Origin of the sequence: Reichenbachiella ulvae, from assembly GCF_025833875.1 — a bacterium.
Classification (GTDB): domain Bacteria; phylum Bacteroidota; class Bacteroidia; order Cytophagales; family Cyclobacteriaceae; genus Reichenbachiella; species Reichenbachiella ulvae.
On the sequence record NZ_JAOYOD010000001.1, the window covers coordinates 1,305,299 to 1,328,311 of the forward strand.

Consider the following 23,013-nt stretch of genomic DNA (forward strand, 5'->3'; position numbering starts at 1 on the left):
TTATTCGAATTCTAAAACTAAATCATTAGACTCAACCAGATCGTTGGCAGAGAGAAAAACCGACTTGATCACCCCACTATCTGTTGCGGTGATAGTAGTTTCCATCTTCATGGCCTCAATCACAAAAAGAGGATCATTTTCTTTGACCTGATCACCTACTTTCACTTTTATTTCCACCAGTTTACCAGGAATTGGCGCTCCGATTTCTCGATCAGTTTCCGCTTTTCTATTGATCGGTTTACTCACTGATATATGTTGATCAATCACGCGAATCATTCGCGTCTGACCATTCAGCTCAAAGTAAACATCACATTGCCCTGATTCATCTGGACTCGATTTGTATAGGAATTTGATGATAATTGATTTGCCTTTTTCCAAATCAACCAGAATCTCCTCATTTTCCTTCATTTGATAGAAAAAAGCCTTGGTTGGAAGCTTCATCACTTCACCAAACATCTTCCATCTGTTGTAAAAATCCTTAAAGACTTTCGGGTACAGCTTGTAGGATAAGAAATCCAATTCATCACAATACTCATCGAACTCTTCCTGAAACAGCTTCATCTCCTTATCAAAGTCGATGGGTTCCAGATGTGCATTCGGTCGCTCTGTAAAAGGCTTTTCCCCTTTCAAAATGGCTTTCGAATAATCCATCGGGAATCCACCAGCTGGCTGTCCTAGTTCTCCTTTAAACAGGCTCACCACAGATTCTGGGAATGACAAGGCTTTATCTGACAACACATCTTCAGGCTTCAAACCATTAGAAGTCATATAGATCGCCATATCTCCAACTACTTTAGACGATGGAGTTACTTTGACGATATCACCAAACATCTTGTTGACGATGGCGTAGTTCTTTTTCACCTCCTGAAACTTATCACCAAGACCCAAGGACTCTGCCTGTGGCCGCAAATTACTATACTGTCCACCCGGGATTTCATGGTCATAAACTTCAGCTGTTCCGGCTTTCAACCCAGACTCAAATGGATAGTAATACTCTCGTACATCTTCCCAATAGTTAGAGTATTGGTTCAGGGATTGAATATTCATTTCATGTTCCCTTTCATGACCTTTCATCACATGCAGGAAGGAATTGAAATTGGGCTGTGAGGTCAAGCCAGACATAGAGCCCAAGGCCAGATCTACGACATCCACCCCAGCGTTCACTGCAGAATGATAGGTGGTAGACTGAATAGAGGAAGTATCATGGGTATGAAGGTGGATTGGTAAATCCACCGCTTTTTTCAGTTCTGAAATTAATACCTCGGCACTTTTAGGCTTCAACAAGCCCGCCATATCTTTGATGGCCAACATATGAACCCCCTCGTCCTCCAGCTGTCTGGCGAGCGTCAGGTAATAATCCAGATTGTATTTGGAATCTTTATTTAACACATCACCTGTATAGCAAATACAGCCTTCAGCGAGCGCATCCGTTCTTTCTCTGACCGCTTTGATACTGACCTTCATCGCTTCTATCCAGTTCAAAGAATCGAATATCCTAAAAACATCCATTCCATTCTCCCAGGACTTCTCGATGAACTTCTCCACCAGGTTATCCGGATATGCCTTATATCCTACCCCATTTGACCCTCTAAAAAGCATTTGGAGCAACACATTTGGCATGGCTTCTCTAAAAAGCTTCAACCTCTCCCATGGGTTTTCATTGAGGAAGCGCATACAAACATCGAAGGTCGCTCCACCCCAAACTTCCATTGAGAATATCTCTGGATGATTCTTGGCAAATCCTTCAGCTACTTTCAGCATGTCAATCGTGCGCATACGAGTAGCTAGCAGAGACTGGTGTGCATCTCGAAACGTCGTATCTGTATAATGTATGCGCTTATCATTCTTAAGCCAATCGACAAATCCTTCACGACCCAAAGCCTTTAGCTTATCTTTAGTTCCTTCCGGATAAGCTCCCGTTTTGTTAAACTCTGGGATAATTGGTGACCTGAAAACCTTATCTTCATCCACTTTCTTTACATCCGGATGACCATTGACAGCTACATTTCCCAAATACCTGAGGAGCTTGGTTCCGCTGTCCTTTCTCCTTGGCATATCGAACAGCTCAGGATGCGACTCTATGAACTGAACCGTTGTTTTCCCCTTATAAAACTCCGGGTGTGTAATGACTTTGTTAAGGAAACCAATATTGGTTTTTACACCACGGATTCTAAACTCTTTTAATGCACGACTCAATCGCTGCGAGGCACCTTCCAGCGTTCGTCCCCATGCACTCACTTTCACGAGCATGGAGTCAAAGAATGGAGAAATGTTAACGCCGGAATAGCAATTACCTGCATCTAGCCTGATACCAAAACCACTGGCACTGCGATAGGCAATGACGCGACCATAATCGGGACTGAAATTGTTAGTTGGATCCTCAGTAGTGATTCTACACTGGATCGCATAACCATGACATTCTACATCTTCCTGAGATTTGATATAAATCTGCTTGTCAGAGAGTTTATGGCCCATGGCTATCAAAATCTGAGAGCGAACGATGTCCACTCCTGTGATTTCTTCTGTAATAGTGTGCTCAACTTGCACACGCGGATTCACCTCGATGAAGTAAATATTTTCATCCTTATCCACCAAAAACTCCACAGTGCCTGCATTACTATAACCTACAGATTTAGTGATGTTTAAGGCGTATTCATAAAGCTTATCTTTTGTTTCTTGTTGGATAGAAATACATGGGGCCACTTCTACCACTTTTTGAAAACGTCGCTGAACAGAACAGTCTCTTTCGAACAGGTGAATGAGGTTTCCATGTCTGTCACCCAGGATCTGAACTTCAATGTGCTTTGGCTGGTCTATGAACTTTTCAATGAAAATCGTATCATCACCAAAACCTGTTAAGGCCTCTTTTTTCGCATCGGTATAGCTTTGGATAAACTTTGACTCTTCGCGTACCACACGCATACCACGTCCGCCACCTCCAGCCGCAGCCTTGACCATGACAGGAAAGCCGATTCTCTTGGCTTCTGAAAGGGCAATTTCAGGGCTAGAAAGTTCTTCCTTGCTATCTTCAATAATAGGCACGTTGGCTTGAATAGCAATTTTCTTAGCAGCTACCTTATCGCCTAAACGCTCCATCACCTCTGGATCCGGCCCTACGAAAATGATTCCCGCTTCCTGAACTTTACGAACGAAATGCACATTCTCCGATAAGAATCCATAACCTGGATGGATGGCATCTGCATCATTGTCTTTAGCCACTCGAATAATCTCATCGATATCCAAATATGGTTTCAATGGTTCGCTATCCTCCCCTATTTGATAGGCCTCATCTGCCTTGTATCGATGCAATGAATAACGATCCTCATAAGTATACATCGCAACCGTGCGAATCTCTAATTCATTGGCAGCTCTAAGTATTCTGATCGCAATCTCTCCACGATTGGCAACTAAAAGTTTTTTTATCGGTCTTAAGTTTTTCAGGTGATCCATATAGGATTTGGTGTTTTTTGTTCGTGATGTTATTAAGTTACTCTCCTATCTTCAATTGATTGCGAATTAAAAACCCAATTAATTATCAATCAGGCTCAGTTCCTCTGAATCGATCAAGAAAATCATTCATTTTTTTGCATTCTTCTTCAGAAAATTGATTGATTTCGCCAGTCATTTCCATCAGTTTGGCATCCATTTCCTCCAGCAATTTCAGACCTTTCTCATTGATCTTCACATCTACGGCTCTTCTATCCGAATCATTGGTTTCACGAGTCACTAAGCCTTTCAAAACCAACTTATCCACTATTCTTGATGCATTAGACATTCTGTCCAGCATTCTTTCGATGATTAAGTTAATCGTAGCAGGCTTTGGATATTGACCTCTCAAAATACGCAAAGTATTGTACTGTTGTGTAGTCAAACCGAATGGCTTGAAGAGATAAAATTCTTGCTGTTTTAGCCAATTACTGGTAAACATTAAATTAACTACGACTTTATCGAACTCAGACCTGAACTTTACTTGTTTAATATCTTTATTTAACCCCATGTGTTTTGCGTTATATGTTATGACACTTAAATATATAAATTAACTACCAAAGTATATAAACGATCTTAACTATCTTGTGAAATATTTAAAAAAATGAAAAGAAAACACCTAATTCTAAACTATTTCCCCAAAATAGTAGCGGCCTACATTCTATTACAAACCCTTTGGTTCAAATTTGGGATTGGCGGAGAGATAGCACTTCAGGAGTCTCAGATGATCTTCATCCAAATGGCAGAAATGATTTTTGGTAACCCTAATAAAGAGGGCTTATTCAGAATCGGAACAGGTATTATGGAACTGATTGTGGCCATAGGATTATTTACCAAACAGTCCGTTTATGCAGCAACTTTAGGGGTAATGCTCATGATTGGAGCCCTGTTGTCCCACGTGTTCATTTTAGGGATAGTAGTAAATGAAGATTCGGGCCAGTTGATGATTATGGCAATAATCACCCTCATTTGTTGTTTGAAGGTCGTATATGATGAGAAAGAAAAATTAACCTTTAACAAGTGAAGTGATTACTTCACGATGAATTTGCCTTCTCCCATTTTATAATCCTCTGTATAAACTTCTACTTTGTGTTCTCCTAAATCATACTCAGACCCCTTATCATAAAGGAAAGTCAATGACTGAGTATTTCGATCATAAAGTATCTCTTTCTTAATGGTAAAAAAGCTTTCTCTTCCTTCGAAAACAAAGGTGCCAGAACCAGTCGCCACATCAAATATTACTTGATTCTTTGGATCAGTAACTTTCACTAAGATTTCCTTGCCTTCTATAGGAGCTACCTTGTTTTCCAAAACATCGAATTGAATCTTTAGATGGGCAATGTGTCGATTTTTAAACTCACCTTCTCGTTCTCTTCCGCTTTCATTTACAGCCAGGATCTTCATCCCATCAATTTTCAACTGTGATGCCTTGGCCACTTTCTCCTCTAATTGACTTCTAGACTCATTCAGGTCTTTGATGGACTCATTCAAGGCATTCGTCTCATCCTTTAGTTCAGTATTCTCCTCCAGTAGTTCCTCATTCACTTGCTTGAGTCTTTCGATTTCCTTATCCTGAGCCAGCAACAATTCTTTGTATCCATCTACACGTCCCTGCAGATCATTGATTTGTCTATAGGCCTTTTGTCTGAAAGCCTTTTTCTCCTCTTCTAGTTGATTTTTGATTTGAAGTAGTGTATCTATTTCACCACCTAGCTGTGCTATTTTCAGGATTCGAGTATCAAGCTCGTTACTCATTGAATCCAGATCGTTATAAGCCTGATCTAACTGCTGTTGGGTAAGTTCGTTCTGCCCCTCTAAATCAATTGATTTGATCAGCTGGTATACAAAACCTGCCCCTAATACTACTATAAGAATCACCCCTAAAACAACTACAATTCGCTTTCTGCTTTGAGTCTCTTGTTTTTTAGGTTGCTGCTTCTGATTAATTTCCATTTTCCTCTAATATTCTGGTTGCAAAAATAGGCCAATACCTTAGTTTACCAAGGAGTGCCTGCACTTAATGAAAAGCCCCTATTCAAATACCAGACCAAACTAATAATTTATGACGTGATGTTGCCTCTGCAAGCCAGAATCATAGATCATAATTCCGAATTGATAGGTTTCTAAAATTAACCCTCCCCGAAATTGACGACTAATTTCGTTCCATCCCTTTCGCATATCAGGCGACCAATTAATATCATCATAGATGATTACTGAAGTGCCTTCCGAAAGAATACGTGGAAGTATGTCATTGTACCTCATAAGAGCAGAATAACTATGGTCAGCATCTACATAGATCAAGTCGAATTTTTGCGCACTAGCTTCTGCATTATTGATATACTTAAACACATCATCATGAACCACTTCAATGTTTTCAATACCCAATTGTTCAAAATTGTATTTGGCAATTTTAATTAGATCTTCCTGTCTGTCTACGGTTACTAATTTATCCAGATATGAATTTCTTGCAAGAACAGCACTATGTAAACCGATAGAGCTACCTAATTCCAAAACGTTTTTTGACTTGAAATAAGAAATGAATTGATATATCAGACTCGCATTTTTAGGAGAAGTGACCCCATACCTGGCTATTTTAAAAACAGAGTATTCTTTAGAATCAATTAATGAACCTGCTCCATATTGTTGATGAATGGCCTGATCTGATTTTTTGAGGGAATCCCACAAATTCAGAATATCTGAATCTATGATATGTCTTTTTCTAAAAACCTTTTGATATAAATCGAAAACCAAAGGCGCTTGAAGGGAATGCTGATCTGTACGATAAAGCCAATACCACACGTACCTTTTAATGCGGAACAGAATCAATGAAAGACTCAAAATATGATGAGGAAAGGCTTAATTGTTTCGTTCAGGAACGATCATGGTAAATTCAGGGATCAAAACCTCCAGCATTTTACCATCAATAATTCTTTCCATGAGATAGGTTCCGAACATTTTACCTACACCGCTTCTCAGGTTGCAACCAGAAACATAAATGTGTTCTTGTCCGGGCTCAATGATTGGCATCTGTCCGACAACTCCCTCACCTTCTACTTCTCTATCCGTGTAGGAGGCATCCTTGATGTACCAGTGTCTTCTTTTCAATTGAACGGTATTCTCACTCTCATTTTTGATAATTACCTTATAAGTAAATACATAGTGAAATTGTCTGGGACTCGAATACTTCGGTTGGTATTCCGTCTCAACGCTCACTTTGATTCCTTTTGTTTTTTGGGTAACCATCATAGGTAATGAAACACTCAATTAATAATATGAAACAATCCTTGAGAGTACAATTAAGTGAAATTATCTTACATTCAAAAAAAATGAATGTGAAAATTCACCAAAGCTGGAAATCAAGACTTGTCGATGAATTTGAAAAGCCATATTTCCAATCCTTGGTAGATTTTGTTAAATCAGAATACCAGAATCATAAAGTATATCCAAAGGCTGGCGATATTTTCAAAGCCTTTGACTATTCCCATTTCGATGAGACACGTGTGGTTATTATAGGACAAGACCCATATCATGGTGAAGGTCAGGCTCATGGACTTTGTTTTTCGGTCAACGAAGAAGTGAAATCGCCTCCTTCCCTTCAAAACATATTCAAGGAAATCAAGGAGGATCTGGGTCTTTCGATTCCACCAAATGGAAATCTGGAACGATGGGCCAAACAAGGAGTTCTATTGCTCAACGCTACCTTGACTGTTCGGGCACACACCGCAGGATCACATCAAAATAAGGGATGGGAAGATTTCACAGATTCGGTAATCAAGATACTCTCCTCCGAAAAGGAAAATCTTGTTTTCTTATTATGGGGAGCTTATGCTCAAAAGAAAGGAGCCGTAATTGATAAAACCAAGCATCTGGTCCTTGAATCTGCACACCCATCTCCATTTGCGGCACATAGAGGGTTCTTTGGCAACCGCCATTTCAGCAAAACCAATAAATTCTTAAAGCAAAAAGGCCTACCACCTATAGAGTGGTAAGCCTTCAATATTTTTAAAACCTTATCTACTTAATTGATGCCGCTAAATAGGCGCGACCATCTGATCTTGCCGAGAAAATCGGCATTCGGGTCAATTGACATCCAGATGAAAGAGGCCTCTCCTACCACATGGTCTCCTGGTACAAATCCCCAGAATCTTGAGTCTTCAGAGTTGTGTCGGTTGTCTCCCATCATGAAGTAGTAGTTCTGCTTGAATGTGTATTCCTTAGCCACCTCTCCATCAATAACCAACTTATTTTCCTGAACCTTCACGTCTTCCAATCCTTCATAATCGCGAATGGTAGATCCATAGGTAATCACATTGTCTTCAGTCAATTGAATAGTCATTCCTTCGGCTGGAATAACAAGCGGACCATAAAAATCAGCATTCCAGGGATAGCGTGATGCGTCAGGGAAAATCCTTGGCTCCACATAATCCTTGTTCTTTTTAGTCTCGATCACCTTATCAACGAATGGCAAAGACTCGAACTTCTTGGCATCCTGTGGACGTGCCTGAATGTAATACCCACCAGCTCTTTGAGTTCTATCCCATACTCCCATCTCCTCAAAAATCCTGTCATTAATGTTCTTGTCTGTAGCGACAAAGTACAAAAACTGCATATTCTCTGGATTCTCAGCTACTTCTCCATTGATATAGACCTGAGTATCTTTTATCTGCAAGGTATCTCCCCCTACAGCAACACATCTTTTGATATAATGTGTTTTTAAATCTACTGGATGTTCGAATTCAGGTGGGTAATTGAATACCACCACATCGTTTCTTTCTACATCACCAAAACCAGGAAGCCTGAACTGAGGCAATTGTATGGCATCAGAGTAAGAAGAAATTCCTCCCAATGGTCCCCACAATTTCGCATGTGTCAAGGGTACCTGTAGGGGCGTCTTTGGCGTACGAGGGCCATAGTTGATTTTGCTTACAAACAGGAAATCCCCAACCAATAATGAATTCTCCATAGAAGGAGTCGGTATGGTATATGCCTCCATAAAAGCCCATCGGATCAAGGTAGCTGCTACAACCGCAAATATGATAGCATCCAACCACTCCTTAACGGGACCTTTTTTCTTCTTTTCTTTCTTCTTGAAAAAGTTCTTTATGTTCATCTTTCGTTATTTCATTAATTATAGCTGAAGTAAATCGTCCATTCCGAACATTCCTTTCTTTCCAGCCAAAAATTCAGCAGCCAAAACCGCTCCTAATGCAAAACCCTTTCTGCTATGTGCCACGTGGCTGATTTTGATTGTATCTACCTCAGAATCGTATTGTACATCATGCGTCCCAGGCACATTTTCTATTCTTTCAGATACGATACCAATCTTATCTTCAGCTTTGGTTGATTCATTGACCCAGCCAGTTTTTTCTTCTAACCCTTTCATCATCCCTTCTGCCAGCGTGATCGCCGTACCACTTGGTGCGTCTAATTTTTGGGTGTGGTGAATCTCTACCATGGATGAATCATAACCTCTACCATTCATCATTTTAGCCAAAAACTCATTCAACTTAAAGAAAATATTAACCCCAAGACTGAAATTGGATGCATAGAAAAAAGCAGCCTTTCCTGACCCAACGAGCGCCTTGACTTCATCAAATCTATCCAACCAACCCGTACTTCCTGATACTACAGGTACGTCATTATTGATTACAGAAGTGATATTATCAAAGGCCGAATCTGGCCCGGTAAATTCAATCACTACATCAGTGTTTTCAGGCTTGATATCAGCAATCTCCTCGGGATTATCTTCATTAATGATTTTGGAGACAGTATGACCTCTTTCGATCAAAATCTGTTCGATGGCTTTACCCATCTTTCCATAGCCTACGAGACCTATATTCATTTTACTTACTCAGGTTTAAAACTAAACTAACGCCCACGGTCCTAACGGAAAATTGAGTCTGGGGTTGATAAGCCGGCAATATGGCCAATTCATCATTAATATCAAACTCGATCAAATGGGCAGCCACATGTGCATCTACTATGGTCAGTAAATAATATGCAGCTCCAATTATTATCATGAAATCTCTATCTCTCTGGAACCTTTCGGCATTCCTTTGCAAAGAAGACGAGTTAAATTGTGGAAATGGATTGACCGTACTATCATCACCATCAGTTTCTGCTATCCAGGCATTACGAAACGCATTGTAATAGTCATGATTGTATTTGATAAAATGACCAATTAAAATGGCACCACTATAGACAATGGGCAATTTCCAATATTGTTTATTGTATATCTGACCCAAACCTGGTAACACAGCAGCATAGACTGCAGCCTTGTCAGGATCTAATTTTGATTTGCTTCTGAATGATTCAACCCCTACTGATTCTATAAACAAAGAATCCTCGTGGCTAATAACAGGAATACTCTCATCTTCCTGAGCCCATAGCATTTGGGCGCATAAAATGAGAGTAATTGTATAAAGTGATTTTCTAATTAAATTATCAAGCATCTATTATTTCCAAAATTCTATTCAATTCTGATACGGAAGTAAATGGAATTTTGATTTCTCCTTTGTTCTTATCGTTAGACGAAATTTTGATTTTCGTCCCGAAATGCGAAGATAGTTGATCTTGAACTTTTAATATTTCTTTGTCAGGCTCTTTGTCTACATTTTTTTCCTTCGGCTCATCCGGAAAAGAAGCTTGCTTCACCAAGGCCTCAACTTTTCTCACTGAAAGGTCTTCAGCAAGAATTTTTTTCAAGAGGTCTAACTGAAAACTAGTATCCTCTACACTAATAAGTGCCCGAGCATGTCCCATTGACAATTTACCATCTCTTACAGCGGCTTGAACATCCGGTGGCAATTTCAAAAGTCGCAAATAGTTATTGACAGTTGATCTTTTCTTACCCACTCGATCTCCTAACTGTTCTTGCTTGAGATCACACTCTGACAGCAATCGTTGATAACTCAAGGCCACTTCCATGGCATTCAAGTCCTGACGCTGAATGTTCTCAATCAAGGCCATTTCCAGCATCTGCTGGTCATCAGCCGTACGGATATATGCAGGAACCTTTTTTAACCCTGCTAATTTACTCGCCTGAAACCTTCTCTCCCCAGAAATCAACTGATAGGAGTTGTTGTTCAGTTTTCGTAGAGTAATCGGTTGAATGATTCCCTGAACCTTGATAGATTCTGACAATTCTTCCAAGGCTTCCTTGTCAAAGTCAGTCCTGGGTTGATAAGGATTAACTTCAATCTGATCTAGCGAGACTTCCGATATACTACCAACACTTGCCCCCCGATCTCTCAGTGGTTTACGCTCTCTCTTTTCTCCATCATCACTAGACGAATCATCTAATAACGCACCTAATCCTCTACCTAGAGCGTTTCTTTTCGTGGGTTTCTTTGCCGACATCTATTGGTTTCTAAAATTACTCAACTTCTTGTTCTACAGCCACTTGATTGTTAGCCACGATCTCATGTGCCAAATTCAAATAACTAATCGAGCCCTTACTCTCTGCATCATGGGCAATGGCCGGTAAGCCAAAACTTGGCGATTCACTCAACTTAATGTTTCGAGGAATCAATGTATCAAAAACCATAGACTTAAAGTGAGTAGTAACTTCTTCTACCACCTGGTTCGAAAGTCTCAGCCTCATGTCATACATGGTTAATAAGATGCCTTCAATTTCCAATTCTGGATTCAAACGGTTCTGAATAATCTTAATTGTATTAAGAAGTTTGCCCAGACCTTCCAAAGCGAAATATTCGCATTGTACAGGTATGATAACCGAATCAGAAGCAGTCAAAGCATTAATGGTAATCAAACCTAAAGAAGGTGAACAGTCAATGATGATAAAATCGTAATCATCTTTGATCGGTTCTAATGCCTGCTTCATTTTTTCCTCACGCTCTTCATAGTCTACCAATTCGACTTCAGCACCTACCAGATTGATATGAGAGGGCAATAGATCCAAATAATCCAAATCAGTCTGGACGATGCAATCATAAGGATCTACACCATCCACCATGCATTCGTATATACCGGCTTCAATTTGCTTAGGGTCCTCACCTACCCCAGAGGTTGCATTGGCCTGAGGATCGGCATCTACTATCAAAGTTTTAAACTCTAAAGCAGCCAAACTTGCTGCGAGGTTGATAGAAGAAGTCGTTTTGCCTACGCCCCCTTTTTGATTTGCTATTGAAATGATCTTGCCCATAAAGCTTGGTTTCTGTTTAATTTAATTAACATAGTCAGCACAAAGCAAACTAATGAATGTGGCAAATATATGTTTCGTTTTATCAATTGCGATATGTCAACTAATAAATTTGTCCACAATAAAATGTGGATAAAATAAGGAGACAAATCCTTATCAATGGGGAGTTAGACAAATATGGAATATCTATACTTATTCTTTTTCCTTATCCTCTTCACTTTTTTGCTCTTCTGGCGGCTCATCTACTATATTACCAAATTCATCCACATAGGCAATCATATCCTCTAGTTTACCAGTAGTAGATTCTCTCTCTTCTAACTTAAGTCTTTTCTCTTCTTTCTTTTTTCTTTTTTTCTCGGCTTTTTGTCTCTTGACGAAAGCATTAAAATTTTTCTTTCCCATTAAATAAAGAATTAAGATTAAACGTTTCAAATAATTGATATTGAAGCAACAGGAAACGTTTCTGCTGCATGAATCAGATATTAGAAAACCCTACCAGAGCCAGGTATAGGCCAATACCCTTCGAACCAATTGAAATCCTTCCAAAGGAAATTTTGGTTCAAATAATTATTGATTATCAGAAAATGATTGATTTGAAAAGGAACAGATATGGTAACACTCACCTTCCCTATTTTGAGTTTTGAATTGAACTCAATGCCTAACTTGGGATCGTTAGTCTTGGGAATATTGGTTGTTCTCTCTTCGATAAATATAATCTGCTTCAATTACTGTTAAAACAATCTTGATAGCAGATTCTTTACTTGTTTAGTAAAACACAAAACGAAGTTAGCTTATTATCTTCTCACAACACAGTCGAACAAATACAAAAATTGGTTTTTGTAATATTTATTATTGAGTAGCACGTTTTAATTTTTCGACTAAAGGCATACAATTAGAGATGCATTCTTTTTGGGTATTGCTAGTGATTTGCTCATATTCATGAATTGAAACTTCGGTACTATCGATAAAATCAGTGAGTCCCTTTATTTGACTATCAATATCGTCTGGGATAGCATCACCTTCTAAGGCCAACATTAATTCCTGGATCTCTATACCTTTTGCTTCAATCTCCTTGATTCTACTATCCATTACTTCCTGGATTTCTACGTAAACATCACCATGACCTAAGCAGGTAATCTTAAACTGATCCAGCTTAGATTTTTCTTCTTCAGACATTGAAATCTCTTCAGAATCAAAAGAGGAGAATAGATTCTGATAATTAGTTTGCCAGGTTTTTATATTTTCTGATGTGTTGATAGAAAGATTAGTAGCATCAGAGGCGAGTGTCTCCCATTTATCGCCAATCTCCTCGATTTGGGTTCTATATCTATCAGCCTTACTGCAAGATGAGAATACTAAGACGAAGAGTAATGGAACTAAATAGATACGATTCATAGACCTCACTTATAATGAATAAGTAACAATATAGGTAAAAATCTCAATCGATACGGGAAGATCAATACCAAAGTGGCCTAAAACAAAAAAAGCGAACCTAATTGGTTCGCTTTCCATTCAAAAATATCGTCTATGATTAGCCGACTACTTTTACGTTTACGGCATTTAATCCTCTTCTTCCTTCTTCTACTTCGAATTCTACACTGTCATTCTCTCTGATATCGTCTACCAATCCAGAAATGTGAACGAAAATGTCATTACCGCCATCTGCTGGCTTAATGAATCCAAAACCTTTAGATTCATTGAAAAATTTAATTACTCCTTGTTGCATTATTATTATTGTTATTAATTCTTAATTCTTGCTTGGACTTCGTCCTTCTTTTCTTTGACAGGTTCTGGCGGCTTGGTGGTGATATTTCCGAATTCGTCAACATATGCCAACATTTCGTCTAAATCTCCTCCTTTACTGTTTTCCTTTCTCTCAAGCTTTCGTTCCTCTTTCTCCTTCTTCTTCATTCTTTTCTTCTTTTCTTTTTGGAACTTGATAAAGCTATTTTGAGACCTTGCCATAAAACTGTTTTAATAAAATACTATACGACAAACAGGATCCTGTCTGCTATGGAAAAAAATACTATCCTCTAAGAAATGTCTGAAATGGTATCGAGAGATGTCCTTGTAGAAGTGAAATACTAATTTCTGATGCGAAGTTAGTTCTTAATATTGGAATATCCCCTCTTTTTTGATTTAATAAATCTTATTCAAGATCTCATACCAACATAAATACACATGGATATTAAACAAGTGGAATAAAATTTTAGATTTGAGAGTTGGCTAACCGAAATAATAACATTTCTATAACCAAAAAACGCATAAAACGATACATGGGCTTGATTATCTGTAAGTTACGATACTATTACCCTAAATGAATTTTTTATAAAAAATTTCAATTTGGCAGGATTTTAAAGAAAAATGGCAGGATTTTAAAGTCAAAATGTATCTACTTTGCGCCATGCCTTTTGCTATAAACTGTGAAAGTGCATAACTTTCTATGGGCATACCAGACGGGTATTCCTGATTTAAATAAATTGTTTAACCTAACTATTCCACACTATGAAAAACCGTTTCATGGTTCTACTAGTGTGTTTCCTACTAACCTATGTGAGCTCTGCTCAGGATTTAGACCTGAGTACAGAAAGCACATCAGGGGTTAGTTCCGGAAACTTACTGGTAGAATTGTCTGGATCGCCTTTTACAGGCTCCTCACTTCTTGATTTTGGCGAATTTCGCCTTAAGTATGTAGTTGCAGATAATATAGCTGTCCGATTGGGCATGTATATGGATCTCAACAACAATCAATTAAGACCCGATTATGTTTCTGATTACACTACCTATAGGGTCACTCCTGGTGTAGAGTATCAGATTTCTAACAATGGCGGATTCCGTTCTTATGTAGCATTGGATGCTATCGTGGGACAAAAGTTTGCTAATGTTAAAACCACTACCGGATCTTCGGTTACAGGCACGACTCAAATGCCAAACGGAAACAGTCTTCAGACTTTTTCACAAAGTAACCGAGGCTACTTCGAGGTAGGTGCTGCCCTTTCGGTCGGTGCTGACTATCATTTTGGTTCGCGTTTTTATGTGGGCATGGAAGCAGGATTTATGCTGAACATGACCATGTATGACGAAATCACTTTAGATGGTGAGACTTATCAAGATGCAGTTACATACAAAGGAGGTGATTTGCTAATTCGTAACGCTGTTCGATTCGGCTTCCTATTACTTTAACCTAAATATCCTATTCAATGAAAAAGAAATACAATCCATACCTATGGCATGGCGTAAAAGCCTGTATGCTATTGATGGTAATGCTTTGGACCAATTCATTAGTAAAAGCCCAAACCATTACCGTAGATGTTGCACCGGTTGCTCCTGGACCGTATTATACTAATACGACCGAATCAATTGATTTCTCAACAACAGGAACCTTTGCAACAAACACGACTTTTTACCTTCATACCGGCCTTCTAGAAGAGGACAATGTGCTAGGTGAATTGACCGCAGCTGGAACCTATAATTTCACATGGCCAGCATCAGGAACCGGAACAGAAAATTTAACCATTTCTGCTGCCACAGGTTCTTTCAATGCGGAAACCACAGACATTCTTAGTTCAGACATTGCTATTGCTGGTGGTACCTATACGGGTGCTATCTACAATATGAATGGTACGGGAGTCAGAAGGTTGACAACTCAGCCTTTTAATACCGACTACACTGATGATGTTACACTGAATGTAGATCTGACCACAACCAATGCGATCGCCGATCGTCCAATTGTTGTTCAATATTCTACAGATGGAGGTACCACTTTCACCGACATGACTGATACTAATTCAGACAATGAATGGTTTGGAGGTACTGGAGCTAATATTCAGTTTCTTTTAACATCTGGACAAAAGAATGCAAGTACTATTTTTAGAATTGCACAAACTGGAACAGATGCAAATAGTCTAACCAGTGGGGTTGAAACCTGGAGTGTAGATGATGCAATCACTATTGAGGTGGGGAGTATCGTGGTTGAAACTTCAGCAGCGGTAGGCACTTACACTATTAATGAACCATTTATCAATGGAGTTGCATTCAATGATGTCACTGATACTCCTGTTGGGCAGTATTATGCAGGACAGAGTGTAATTGTTGACGGTGTGTTCAATGGAGGGACAGATCAAGTATTAGATTACAACTATGTCGCTGTTTTCAGAAATACCACCTTAGGAGAATGGTTTACCTTGGAAGGAAATGCAGACTCTAATACAGGCAATGATATTTCTGTCAGTGGCACTATCCCAACTGGTGTTACACTAGATGAAAATTGGGATGTTACGATCGAAGCATACACAGGAGCAGATGCTACTTTCGGAGTGGAAGAAGAGTTCAGCAGCTCCGCTACCAACCTGGGAGATTTAGAAATTCAGGGTGGTTCAGTAGCAACTGCAGTAGAATTCACCGGGGATGGTGATAGAGGGTTAATGACACCTGAACTTTACATAGGTTCAACCACTAATGCCTACATCTCTTTCAATCTTTCGAAGTTAAGTTCTGGATTGAGTCCTGATGGTACAGAGATAGTATTGGAGTACTCTACTGATGGATCTACTTACACACAAATTGGTGATGACATTAGTTTGAATGATGATCTTTCTGAGGCTTTAATGTTTGAATCATTGCCTGCAGGGATTGTTTCTTCTACTACTCAAATTCAAATCAGACAACTTTCAAATGCTGGAGCAGGTTTATCAACCTGGTCAGTGGATGATTTAATGATTGTTTCTGGTGGATCTGTGATTCCAGACGGCGATAGCTTTACCTACACCTCATCAGCAATTGATGTATTACAACCCACCATCGTTTTGGACGCAGTGGCAGTTCCTGCCGACCTCATTTACCCAGGTAGTTCAGTTGACCTAGTTTATAATATTACGAATGGTGCGCTTCCTACGGGAACAGAAATCAGTGCCATTTTAGATAACGGAGTATTGTCGTACGAAGTAGGAACTTCAGCAAATATCACTCCGGGAGACACAGAAGATCATACCATAAGCATCACCATTCCATCTATTGTGGGAGGAGATTATGATGTTTATTTGATGTCTTCTACTAATGACACAGAATCGAACACGATTACTGTTCCTGTCTATAATACTACTTTAGAGATCACAGAGATTACTTCTAACAGCGGTGTTACAGACGGTGGAGTAGATGTTTTCTTCCCAGGCAGTGAAATCACAGTTAATTATAATGCTGTAGGTGATATGGGAGCAGGCGCTGAATTGAAACTAGAGGTTAGAGATTATGACCTGGATGTTTCAGACAATGATGGTTATGTTACTATCAACTCTGAGACTACTCTGAGTGGTTCTATAACTGGTACACTTTCAGAAACTATCAATTATGATGATGACGGTGCTGAAACACCTTATGTCAGAATCAAAATTGGAAATGGCGTATTGGTAGACATGGCCCTGGCATTTGTAAAGGATACAGATGATGCTGATATCAATGGAGTTGGCTATTCAGAAAGTGTTTTTGATTTTGACATGACAGAAGGAAACGATCCGTTGAATGAAGATGATTTCATAGGATCTGGTCAAAGATCAGCTACTACCCTGGCTTTTGATCTAAGCAACGGCGGAATTGTCTCCTTAGGATTAACCAACAATGCGGCGTCTTACAATGGAACACCTCAAGACGTCTACCTACAAGCGAGTATCAATGGTACAGACTGGACAACCATCGATGATCAAGAGTATGCCAATGCTGATGTAACCTTTAGTTCCATTACTCTACCACAAGAATTGTGGGGAGATGAAACTTGGATCAGAGTAGTTTATAATATGAGCAGTGAAGCTGCAGAATTAGAAAATGTACTTACTCTGAATTCAATTACGCTTCAGACTGGCGCATTGGTTTCTGCTAACTCAGATACCGAAGATGTATCTGGTCAATTCAGAAAGCCAACTGTTTCATTGGAAGTATTAGACAGCTACGATTTCACTGTGGGTGAACAGTTTACTATCGAATACAATACAACTGGCCCCTTCCCTGCCAATACCGCATTTGCGATTGTAATGGCTGGGCCTGACAATTTAGAAACCGTAATTGGAGAAAGCGAATCGGTAGGTTTAACAACTGTAGATGTGACCATGCCTGCCATGTCAAAAGAAGAAAATGGCGCTGGTCCAGATGATCTTTATGACGAGATCAAAGTGGTGGCTTACAATAAAGCAACTGCAGATACTGAGTATCTGTCTGATGAGACCATGGTGATCGATGATGATGAGTACTTCCTTGTGATTGAAGGAGAAAACTCATCAAGTACTGGAGACGGTGATTATCTTTTCGATAGAGCTGGAGATAGAAGTTTATTAACAGATGCCTTCGATTTGAGTGGTGTTGAATCTGCTTTTATCAACTTCACTACAAGCAACTATAACGGTATATCTGCTACGAGTAATTTATTAACAATCCCAGTTCTTCAGGTATCTACTGATGCAGGAGCTTCGTTCCAGACCATTGCGGCTGAAGAGGACGGATTATTGGGTGATGGTTATCTGTACTATACCAATAGCTTTTCTGCTGAGATTCCAGCGGAGCATTTAACTAGTGCTACACACTTCAGATGGTATCAGGCTTTGAATTTAGGTCAGGATGCCAACGAGTGGAGAATCAGCAGTATTTCTATCACCTTAGTCCAAGGTAATGAGATCTCTACCTACTATTTGGCAGAAAATAGCTCAGTTGTTTCTACATTAAGTCACCCAGAAGTAAATTCTGGAACTGATGTTTATGAATGGGTTCAAGCAGATGCTGATACTGATCCAGTATTCAATGGTGAGACCTTCTCATTCGATTGGAATAAGGTTTATGAATCGACTAATGATTTCCCTTCAGGAACCATGTTCGACTTCATTCTTCATGATGGTAGTGATTTTGTCATCGACCCAACTACTGATATGCCATATGTTATTGGTACGGCAACAGGAGTAGGCACATTCGATGCAGAGGTTCCTTATTTCATTGGAGCTGACAATTATGATGTTAGATTGATCGCTTACTTAGAAGACAGTGAAAATGGGAACTATTTCTTTTATGGCGATGAAGATGGAGAAAGTACAACTTCTGTAGGAGATCTAGATGTCTTCCTAAGAGCTGCAAGAACAACCATTGACATTGATGAGAATGATGTAGTTTATGCTGGTAGCACTGCTACTTTCAGCGTGTTGTTAGAAAATGATGACCTGAATGCATTGGCTGATATCGAAAGTCTCTTTGCCAACCTTATTGTTAAAGACTATAGCGGAAATGATGATATCTTACTTGCAACTCAAGAAGGCACTGGGGATATAACTGTCGATCTATTGCCATTTATCAATGGAAACCAAGATTTTGTAATCATCTTCTCGGAAGGCGCAGCACTTGGCGAGGTTGGTGAAATGGATGATTTCGACGGTATGGATAGTAGTATTGATTTGACTCCAGAGGACTTTGTAAGTGGTGATGTGGTAACTTTAGTTGAAACCGGCGATTTCTACGAAAGTTGGTTTGGATATAACACTAACAGGACTTTCTCATGGGACTTTGTTTTCGATCCTGTTTTGGCAGAAAGTGGAGTTGGAAATGAAAGACTCTATCTCCAATATTCTAAAGATGGAGGAAGTTCATGGAGCAATTGGACCTGGTGGACAACTTCGGGAAGTTATTCAACTAATTTAGACAACTTTATAAATGGCACTTACAATAGCCCAAGCGGAACTTATAATGAAAGAGTTCGGTTTAGGTGGATTGCTTATGATCCATGGTGCTGTGTAACTCCAACTGGTCGTGGAAGTCAAATTGAGATTTCTAATGTTGAGATAGCCTCATTTAATACCAATATGGAAAATAACAATTCTTATTTCCCTATGGGTGGATCAACTTTCGGACCTGTTTTTGAAAATGATTTTGGTAGAGGTTTAATCACCACCAGAGATTTTGAAATTGGTGAATTAGAAAATTCTTCTCTGATCTCATTTGACTTGAGCTTCGATGAAGTTCCTGATAACCTAATTGACAATCAGTATTTGATATTTGAATATTCTATTGATGGTGGTGTTACTTTCACTGAGTTGAGAAGCTTCCCCGATATGGAAGAAGAAGCTCCATTAGTGGCAGAGAACTTTCTAATTGCCGTAACTAATGATATGAAAAACAATGCCGTTAGATTTAGATTCAGACAAGAAGAAAGAAATGGTATTGATGTCATGTTTGAAAATTTCAGTTTCAAACAAGGAGAAATACTTCCTTTCGATTACATCGCATACAATCGTGATATTGCCGAACAGGCCTTGTTGATTACTAGTCTGTCTTCACTTGAGACGTGCATCGATGGTGATATGATGATCAACTATGAGGTACGAGGAAAGTTTGGTGCCGACAACATGGTGATGGTCAATTACAGAGATACTGACGGGAATGTCAACACATTGGATGCATTCGAGTTCAATATTATAGATGGAACAGGTGGCATTACTTTCAACTTCCCATCTGATGTCATTGGTACTACAGAGAGTAATAAATGGTTCAAGTTCCAATTGGAAGCTGAAGACCTTACTTATGAAGATATCAATGAGGACTTCAGTGTAACAGGACCATATTCAGAAGAAAGTCTAGAAGTAGTAGCGCCAATCAATCAAGATCTAAGCTTCTCTTGGGATGATCCATTGGAGTGTAACCCTTCTAATGTGATGATTACCCTTAATGGGGAGCAGGATTACTTCATGTATGAGGTATTAGATCTTAGTAATAACTCTACTGTTCTGGCTAGTCTGACCTATGATCCAGAAACAGGTGTTGATGAGATTAATATCGGTACTATAACTGCAGATACAGAAATAGGCATTAGAACTACAGCTATGTCAAGTTCTGGCACATCTTGTAATTCTCTAGAAATAGATGACACTGAAGTAGTGGAGCTTTTGGAAACATACAAGTTGTTCAGAAGAAGTTACAATGATACTGGTCTTAGAATAGTAGTAAATTCTGGTGACTCGAGAACTATTTGTGGCTCTTCTTCAGAAGTGAGATTAAGTGTAAATCGTGACAGTGAAAGTGGTGATGGTTCAGGATCATTTGTAGAATGGTTTAGAAACGACCTGTCTACACCTGTTAGCGTATCTGGAAACATTCTGGGTGATAACGAAACCCTTCAATCCGGTAATTATTTCGCGAGAATCACTGACACTAGTGGAGACAATATTTGTACTTACACTACAGAGTCATTTACTGTAGAAAGAGTGGATACTCCTGAGAGACCTGAAATAACAATAGAGTCTGGAAGCCTTTCTTTCTGTGATGGAGAAGGTGAAGTAGTTCTCTCTGCTCCGGAAGGATTCTCTTACTACAAGTGGAATGGTAGCACACAGTGGACCAATAGAATGTTGACCGTAGAAGAAGAAGGTGAATATTATGTAGAGGTTTCTAACGTACCATTTGATGCAGGGTGTGGAAGCGCAAGTTCTATCCCAGTTGTAGTAGAATCTCAATTCTTGCCTGACTTCCAGGTTAAAACTACTACTAGTAGTGATGATAGATATAATATCATCGATGGATCAGCTCATAAAGGTTGTGAATCATTCTATATCTATTTCTACAATGGAAATAGCTGGCAAAACAACAATGGTGAGGTAGTGATCAGTAGAGATGGTGAATTCTATGCTTCTACTCAGAATACAAGTTATGAGTTAACAGAGAGTGGTGATTATACCATAGACTGGGTGAGCAGTGATATCAATTCTAGCTGTACAGCAAGTATTGGAACATTCACTTTGCAGATTACAGAGCAACCAGAAACACCAGCTATCACTGTAGCAGGAGACTTAGAATTCTGTGAAGGTGGATCTGCGACTTTGACAGCTACAGCTGGCTACAACTATTATAGATGGTTCAGAGATGGTTCTTTGATGAATACCTCTTCAGAAACTTTGGTTGTAACCAAAAATTCTGGTAGATATCAGGTAGAAGGTTCAATGGTACCATTCAATGTGGGTTGCTATAGCGAGAGATCTGAAGGTGTAAATGTTACAGTTCATACGGAGCCTAGTATGGAAATCTACTCTAACTATGAAGGTGATCTGGAAGATGGTCAAATGATCTCTTACTGTGAAGTTGACGGTGACAATCATTATCTGAGAGCATATACAAGTGCAAACGATGCGGCTATCACCTGGTACTTGGATGGCACTGCTATCCCGGCTACTGATCAAAATGTGAATTCTAGTGACAATTACTCATATGTTTACCCAGAAACAAATGGCGTTTATCATGCCGAAGTAAGTTTTGGAGGTATTGATGCTACTAGTCAATGTACGTTCATGACCAATGCTGTGACTGTAAATATAGTAGCAGAAATAGCACCAGTTGCCATAGCTGCTCCTGCTCAAACTGAGTTCTGTGAAGATGAGGTGAGTGTGACCTTGACAGCTGATGCTGGAGCTCCGTTCTACAGATGGTATAGAAATGGAAGTGCCATCACGGATGGAACAGGAAGTAACAATACGCTCACCGTTTCTCAAGGTGGAGATTATCAGGTAGCTGTTTCTAACGAAGCTGGATGTGAAAGTGAACTTTCTAATGTAATCCAAATCGAAGAGCAATCCGCTCCGAGCACATCAATAAGTATATCAGTAGATGAAACAGATTGCGCGAGTGGCGATATTGTAGTTAGAGCAAACAATACCAATTCTAAGTACAACTATCAATTGACCCTGACTGAAACAGGTGAAACCATTGGTGCAGTATTTACTGGTAACACGTTCGGCTCTGTATATGTACCATTGACTGGTATAGAAACGTCTACCGAATTAGGTGTAGAAGTAACCTATGCCGATGGAACAGGCTGTATGAGTGAAGATGAGTCAATCGGAACTATCAACCCAAATGCAGTCATTCTTGAACTCGATGGTAATACAGTAAGAGCAATTATCTCTGGTAACTACATGGAGTATACCTGGTACAGAGATGGTGTTGAATTGAGAAATGTAACAGGAACCTCTTTGAATATTACAGATGGGGCTTCTTATACGATTGAAGTATTGTACGAAGGAGGATGTATGCTAACTTCTAATTCAGTAGATCTAGGACCAACAACTCCTCCTGCTGATGCATCTGGAAGACTAAGTGCTAATACTACGACCTACCCTAACCCTACTCAAGGTCAGGTAGTCAATCTGGAAGTAAAAGGAACCAACTTTGGTGACTATACGGTGAGCATCATGAGTATGACAGGACAAGTCATGGTTTACGAAGTGCTAGATAAGCAAGTCGAAGAATTTACGAAAGCCATTTCTATCAGTCATTTAGAGCGAGGTTTGTACAACATGCAGATCAAAAAAGGTGATGAAGTTGAAAACATCAGAATTCTTAAAAACTAAAAT

At 39.4% G+C, this 23,013-nt stretch carries 18 protein-coding genes; 4 read left to right on the forward strand and 14 right to left on the reverse strand.

Going from position 1 to position 23,013, the window contains the following annotated elements; all coding sequences use genetic code 11:
• Both N7U62_RS05160 and N7U62_RS05165 read right to left on the reverse strand, forming a co-directional pair.
• Positions 1-3,450, reverse strand: a complete 3,450-nt coding sequence (locus tag N7U62_RS05160; RefSeq protein ID WP_264136825.1) for a pyruvate carboxylase — start codon at positions 3,448-3,450, stop codon at positions 1-3.
• An 85-nt stretch (positions 3,451-3,535) separates the two neighbouring features.
• The gene (locus tag N7U62_RS05165) at positions 3,536-3,997 is read right to left on the reverse strand and encodes a MarR family winged helix-turn-helix transcriptional regulator (RefSeq protein WP_264136826.1); all 462 of its coding nucleotides are present in this window, start codon (positions 3,995-3,997) and stop codon (positions 3,536-3,538) included.
• A 93-nt stretch (positions 3,998-4,090) separates the two neighbouring features.
• Here N7U62_RS05165 and N7U62_RS05170 point away from each other — a divergent pair, with 93 nt between their 5' ends.
• Positions 4,091-4,510: a DoxX family protein gene (locus N7U62_RS05170; RefSeq protein ID WP_264136827.1), complete on the forward strand. Its 420-nt coding sequence runs from the start codon at positions 4,091-4,093 to the stop codon at positions 4,508-4,510.
• A 5-nt stretch (positions 4,511-4,515) separates the two neighbouring features.
• Here the strand turns inward: N7U62_RS05170 and N7U62_RS05175 are convergent, their stop codons facing one another.
• The 3 genes from N7U62_RS05175 to apaG form a co-directional block, all read right to left on the reverse strand.
• The gene (locus N7U62_RS05175) at positions 4,516-5,439 is read right to left on the reverse strand and encodes a DUF8428 domain-containing protein (protein WP_264136828.1); all 924 of its coding nucleotides are present in this window, start codon (positions 5,437-5,439) and stop codon (positions 4,516-4,518) included.
• Positions 5,440-5,538: 99 nt separating this feature from the next.
• Complete coding sequence (locus N7U62_RS05180; RefSeq protein ID WP_264136829.1) at positions 5,539-6,285, reverse strand: O-methyltransferase; 747 nt, start codon at positions 6,283-6,285, stop codon at positions 5,539-5,541.
• A gap of 57 nt (positions 6,286-6,342) precedes the next feature.
• Positions 6,343-6,729: a Co2+/Mg2+ efflux facilitator ApaG/CorD gene (gene apaG / locus N7U62_RS05185; protein WP_264140415.1), complete on the reverse strand. Its 387-nt coding sequence runs from the start codon at positions 6,727-6,729 to the stop codon at positions 6,343-6,345.
• A gap of 83 nt (positions 6,730-6,812) precedes the next feature.
• Here apaG and ung point away from each other — a divergent pair, with 83 nt between their 5' ends.
• Complete coding sequence (ung, locus tag N7U62_RS05190) at positions 6,813-7,475, forward strand: uracil-DNA glycosylase (RefSeq protein ID WP_264136830.1); 663 nt, start codon at positions 6,813-6,815, stop codon at positions 7,473-7,475.
• A 29-nt stretch (positions 7,476-7,504) separates the two neighbouring features.
• On the opposite strand, the gene lepB is transcribed toward ung, so the two are convergent.
• The 9 genes from lepB to N7U62_RS05235 all read right to left on the reverse strand — a co-directional run bounded on the left by lepB (position 7,505) and on the right by N7U62_RS05235 (position 13,612).
• Positions 7,505-8,596, reverse strand: coding sequence for a signal peptidase I (lepB, locus tag N7U62_RS05195; protein ID WP_264136831.1), 1,092 nt, complete (start codon positions 8,594-8,596; stop codon positions 7,505-7,507).
• An 18-nt stretch (positions 8,597-8,614) separates the two neighbouring features.
• The gene (gene dapB / locus N7U62_RS05200; RefSeq protein WP_264136832.1) at positions 8,615-9,328 is read right to left on the reverse strand and encodes a 4-hydroxy-tetrahydrodipicolinate reductase; all 714 of its coding nucleotides are present in this window, start codon (positions 9,326-9,328) and stop codon (positions 8,615-8,617) included.
• A 1-nt stretch (position 9,329) separates the two neighbouring features.
• Positions 9,330-9,938, reverse strand: a complete 609-nt coding sequence (locus tag N7U62_RS05205) for a DUF5683 domain-containing protein (protein WP_264136833.1) — start codon at positions 9,936-9,938, stop codon at positions 9,330-9,332.
• Complete coding sequence (locus N7U62_RS05210) at positions 9,931-10,845, reverse strand: ParB/RepB/Spo0J family partition protein (RefSeq protein ID WP_264136834.1); 915 nt, start codon at positions 10,843-10,845, stop codon at positions 9,931-9,933. The genes N7U62_RS05205 and N7U62_RS05210 overlap by 8 nt, the downstream gene beginning before the upstream one ends.
• A gap of 16 nt (positions 10,846-10,861) precedes the next feature.
• The gene (locus tag N7U62_RS05215) at positions 10,862-11,650 is read right to left on the reverse strand and encodes a ParA family protein (RefSeq protein ID WP_264136835.1); all 789 of its coding nucleotides are present in this window, start codon (positions 11,648-11,650) and stop codon (positions 10,862-10,864) included.
• Between the two features lie 189 nt (positions 11,651-11,839).
• The gene (locus N7U62_RS05220; RefSeq protein WP_264136836.1) at positions 11,840-12,049 is read right to left on the reverse strand and encodes a cold-shock protein; all 210 of its coding nucleotides are present in this window, start codon (positions 12,047-12,049) and stop codon (positions 11,840-11,842) included.
• Between the two features lie 447 nt (positions 12,050-12,496).
• Positions 12,497-13,042 carry a hypothetical protein gene (locus N7U62_RS05225; protein ID WP_264136837.1) on the reverse strand — a complete coding sequence of 182 codons (546 nt, stop codon included), beginning with the start codon at positions 13,040-13,042 and terminating at the stop codon, positions 12,497-12,499.
• A gap of 136 nt (positions 13,043-13,178) precedes the next feature.
• Positions 13,179-13,373: a cold-shock protein gene (locus tag N7U62_RS05230; RefSeq protein ID WP_264136838.1), complete on the reverse strand. Its 195-nt coding sequence runs from the start codon at positions 13,371-13,373 to the stop codon at positions 13,179-13,181.
• A gap of 14 nt (positions 13,374-13,387) precedes the next feature.
• Entirely contained in the window at positions 13,388-13,612 is a 225-nt protein-coding gene (locus N7U62_RS05235; RefSeq protein ID WP_264136839.1) for a cold-shock protein, read from the reverse strand.
• Between the two features lie 540 nt (positions 13,613-14,152).
• Between N7U62_RS05235 and N7U62_RS05240 the strand changes: the two genes are divergently transcribed.
• Both N7U62_RS05240 and N7U62_RS05245 read left to right on the forward strand, forming a co-directional pair.
• Entirely contained in the window at positions 14,153-14,830 is a 678-nt protein-coding gene (locus tag N7U62_RS05240; RefSeq protein WP_264136840.1) for a hypothetical protein, read from the forward strand.
• A gap of 17 nt (positions 14,831-14,847) precedes the next feature.
• Entirely contained in the window at positions 14,848-23,010 is an 8,163-nt protein-coding gene (locus N7U62_RS05245) for a T9SS type A sorting domain-containing protein (protein ID WP_264136841.1), read from the forward strand.
• Positions 23,011-23,013: the final 3 nt, after the last annotated feature.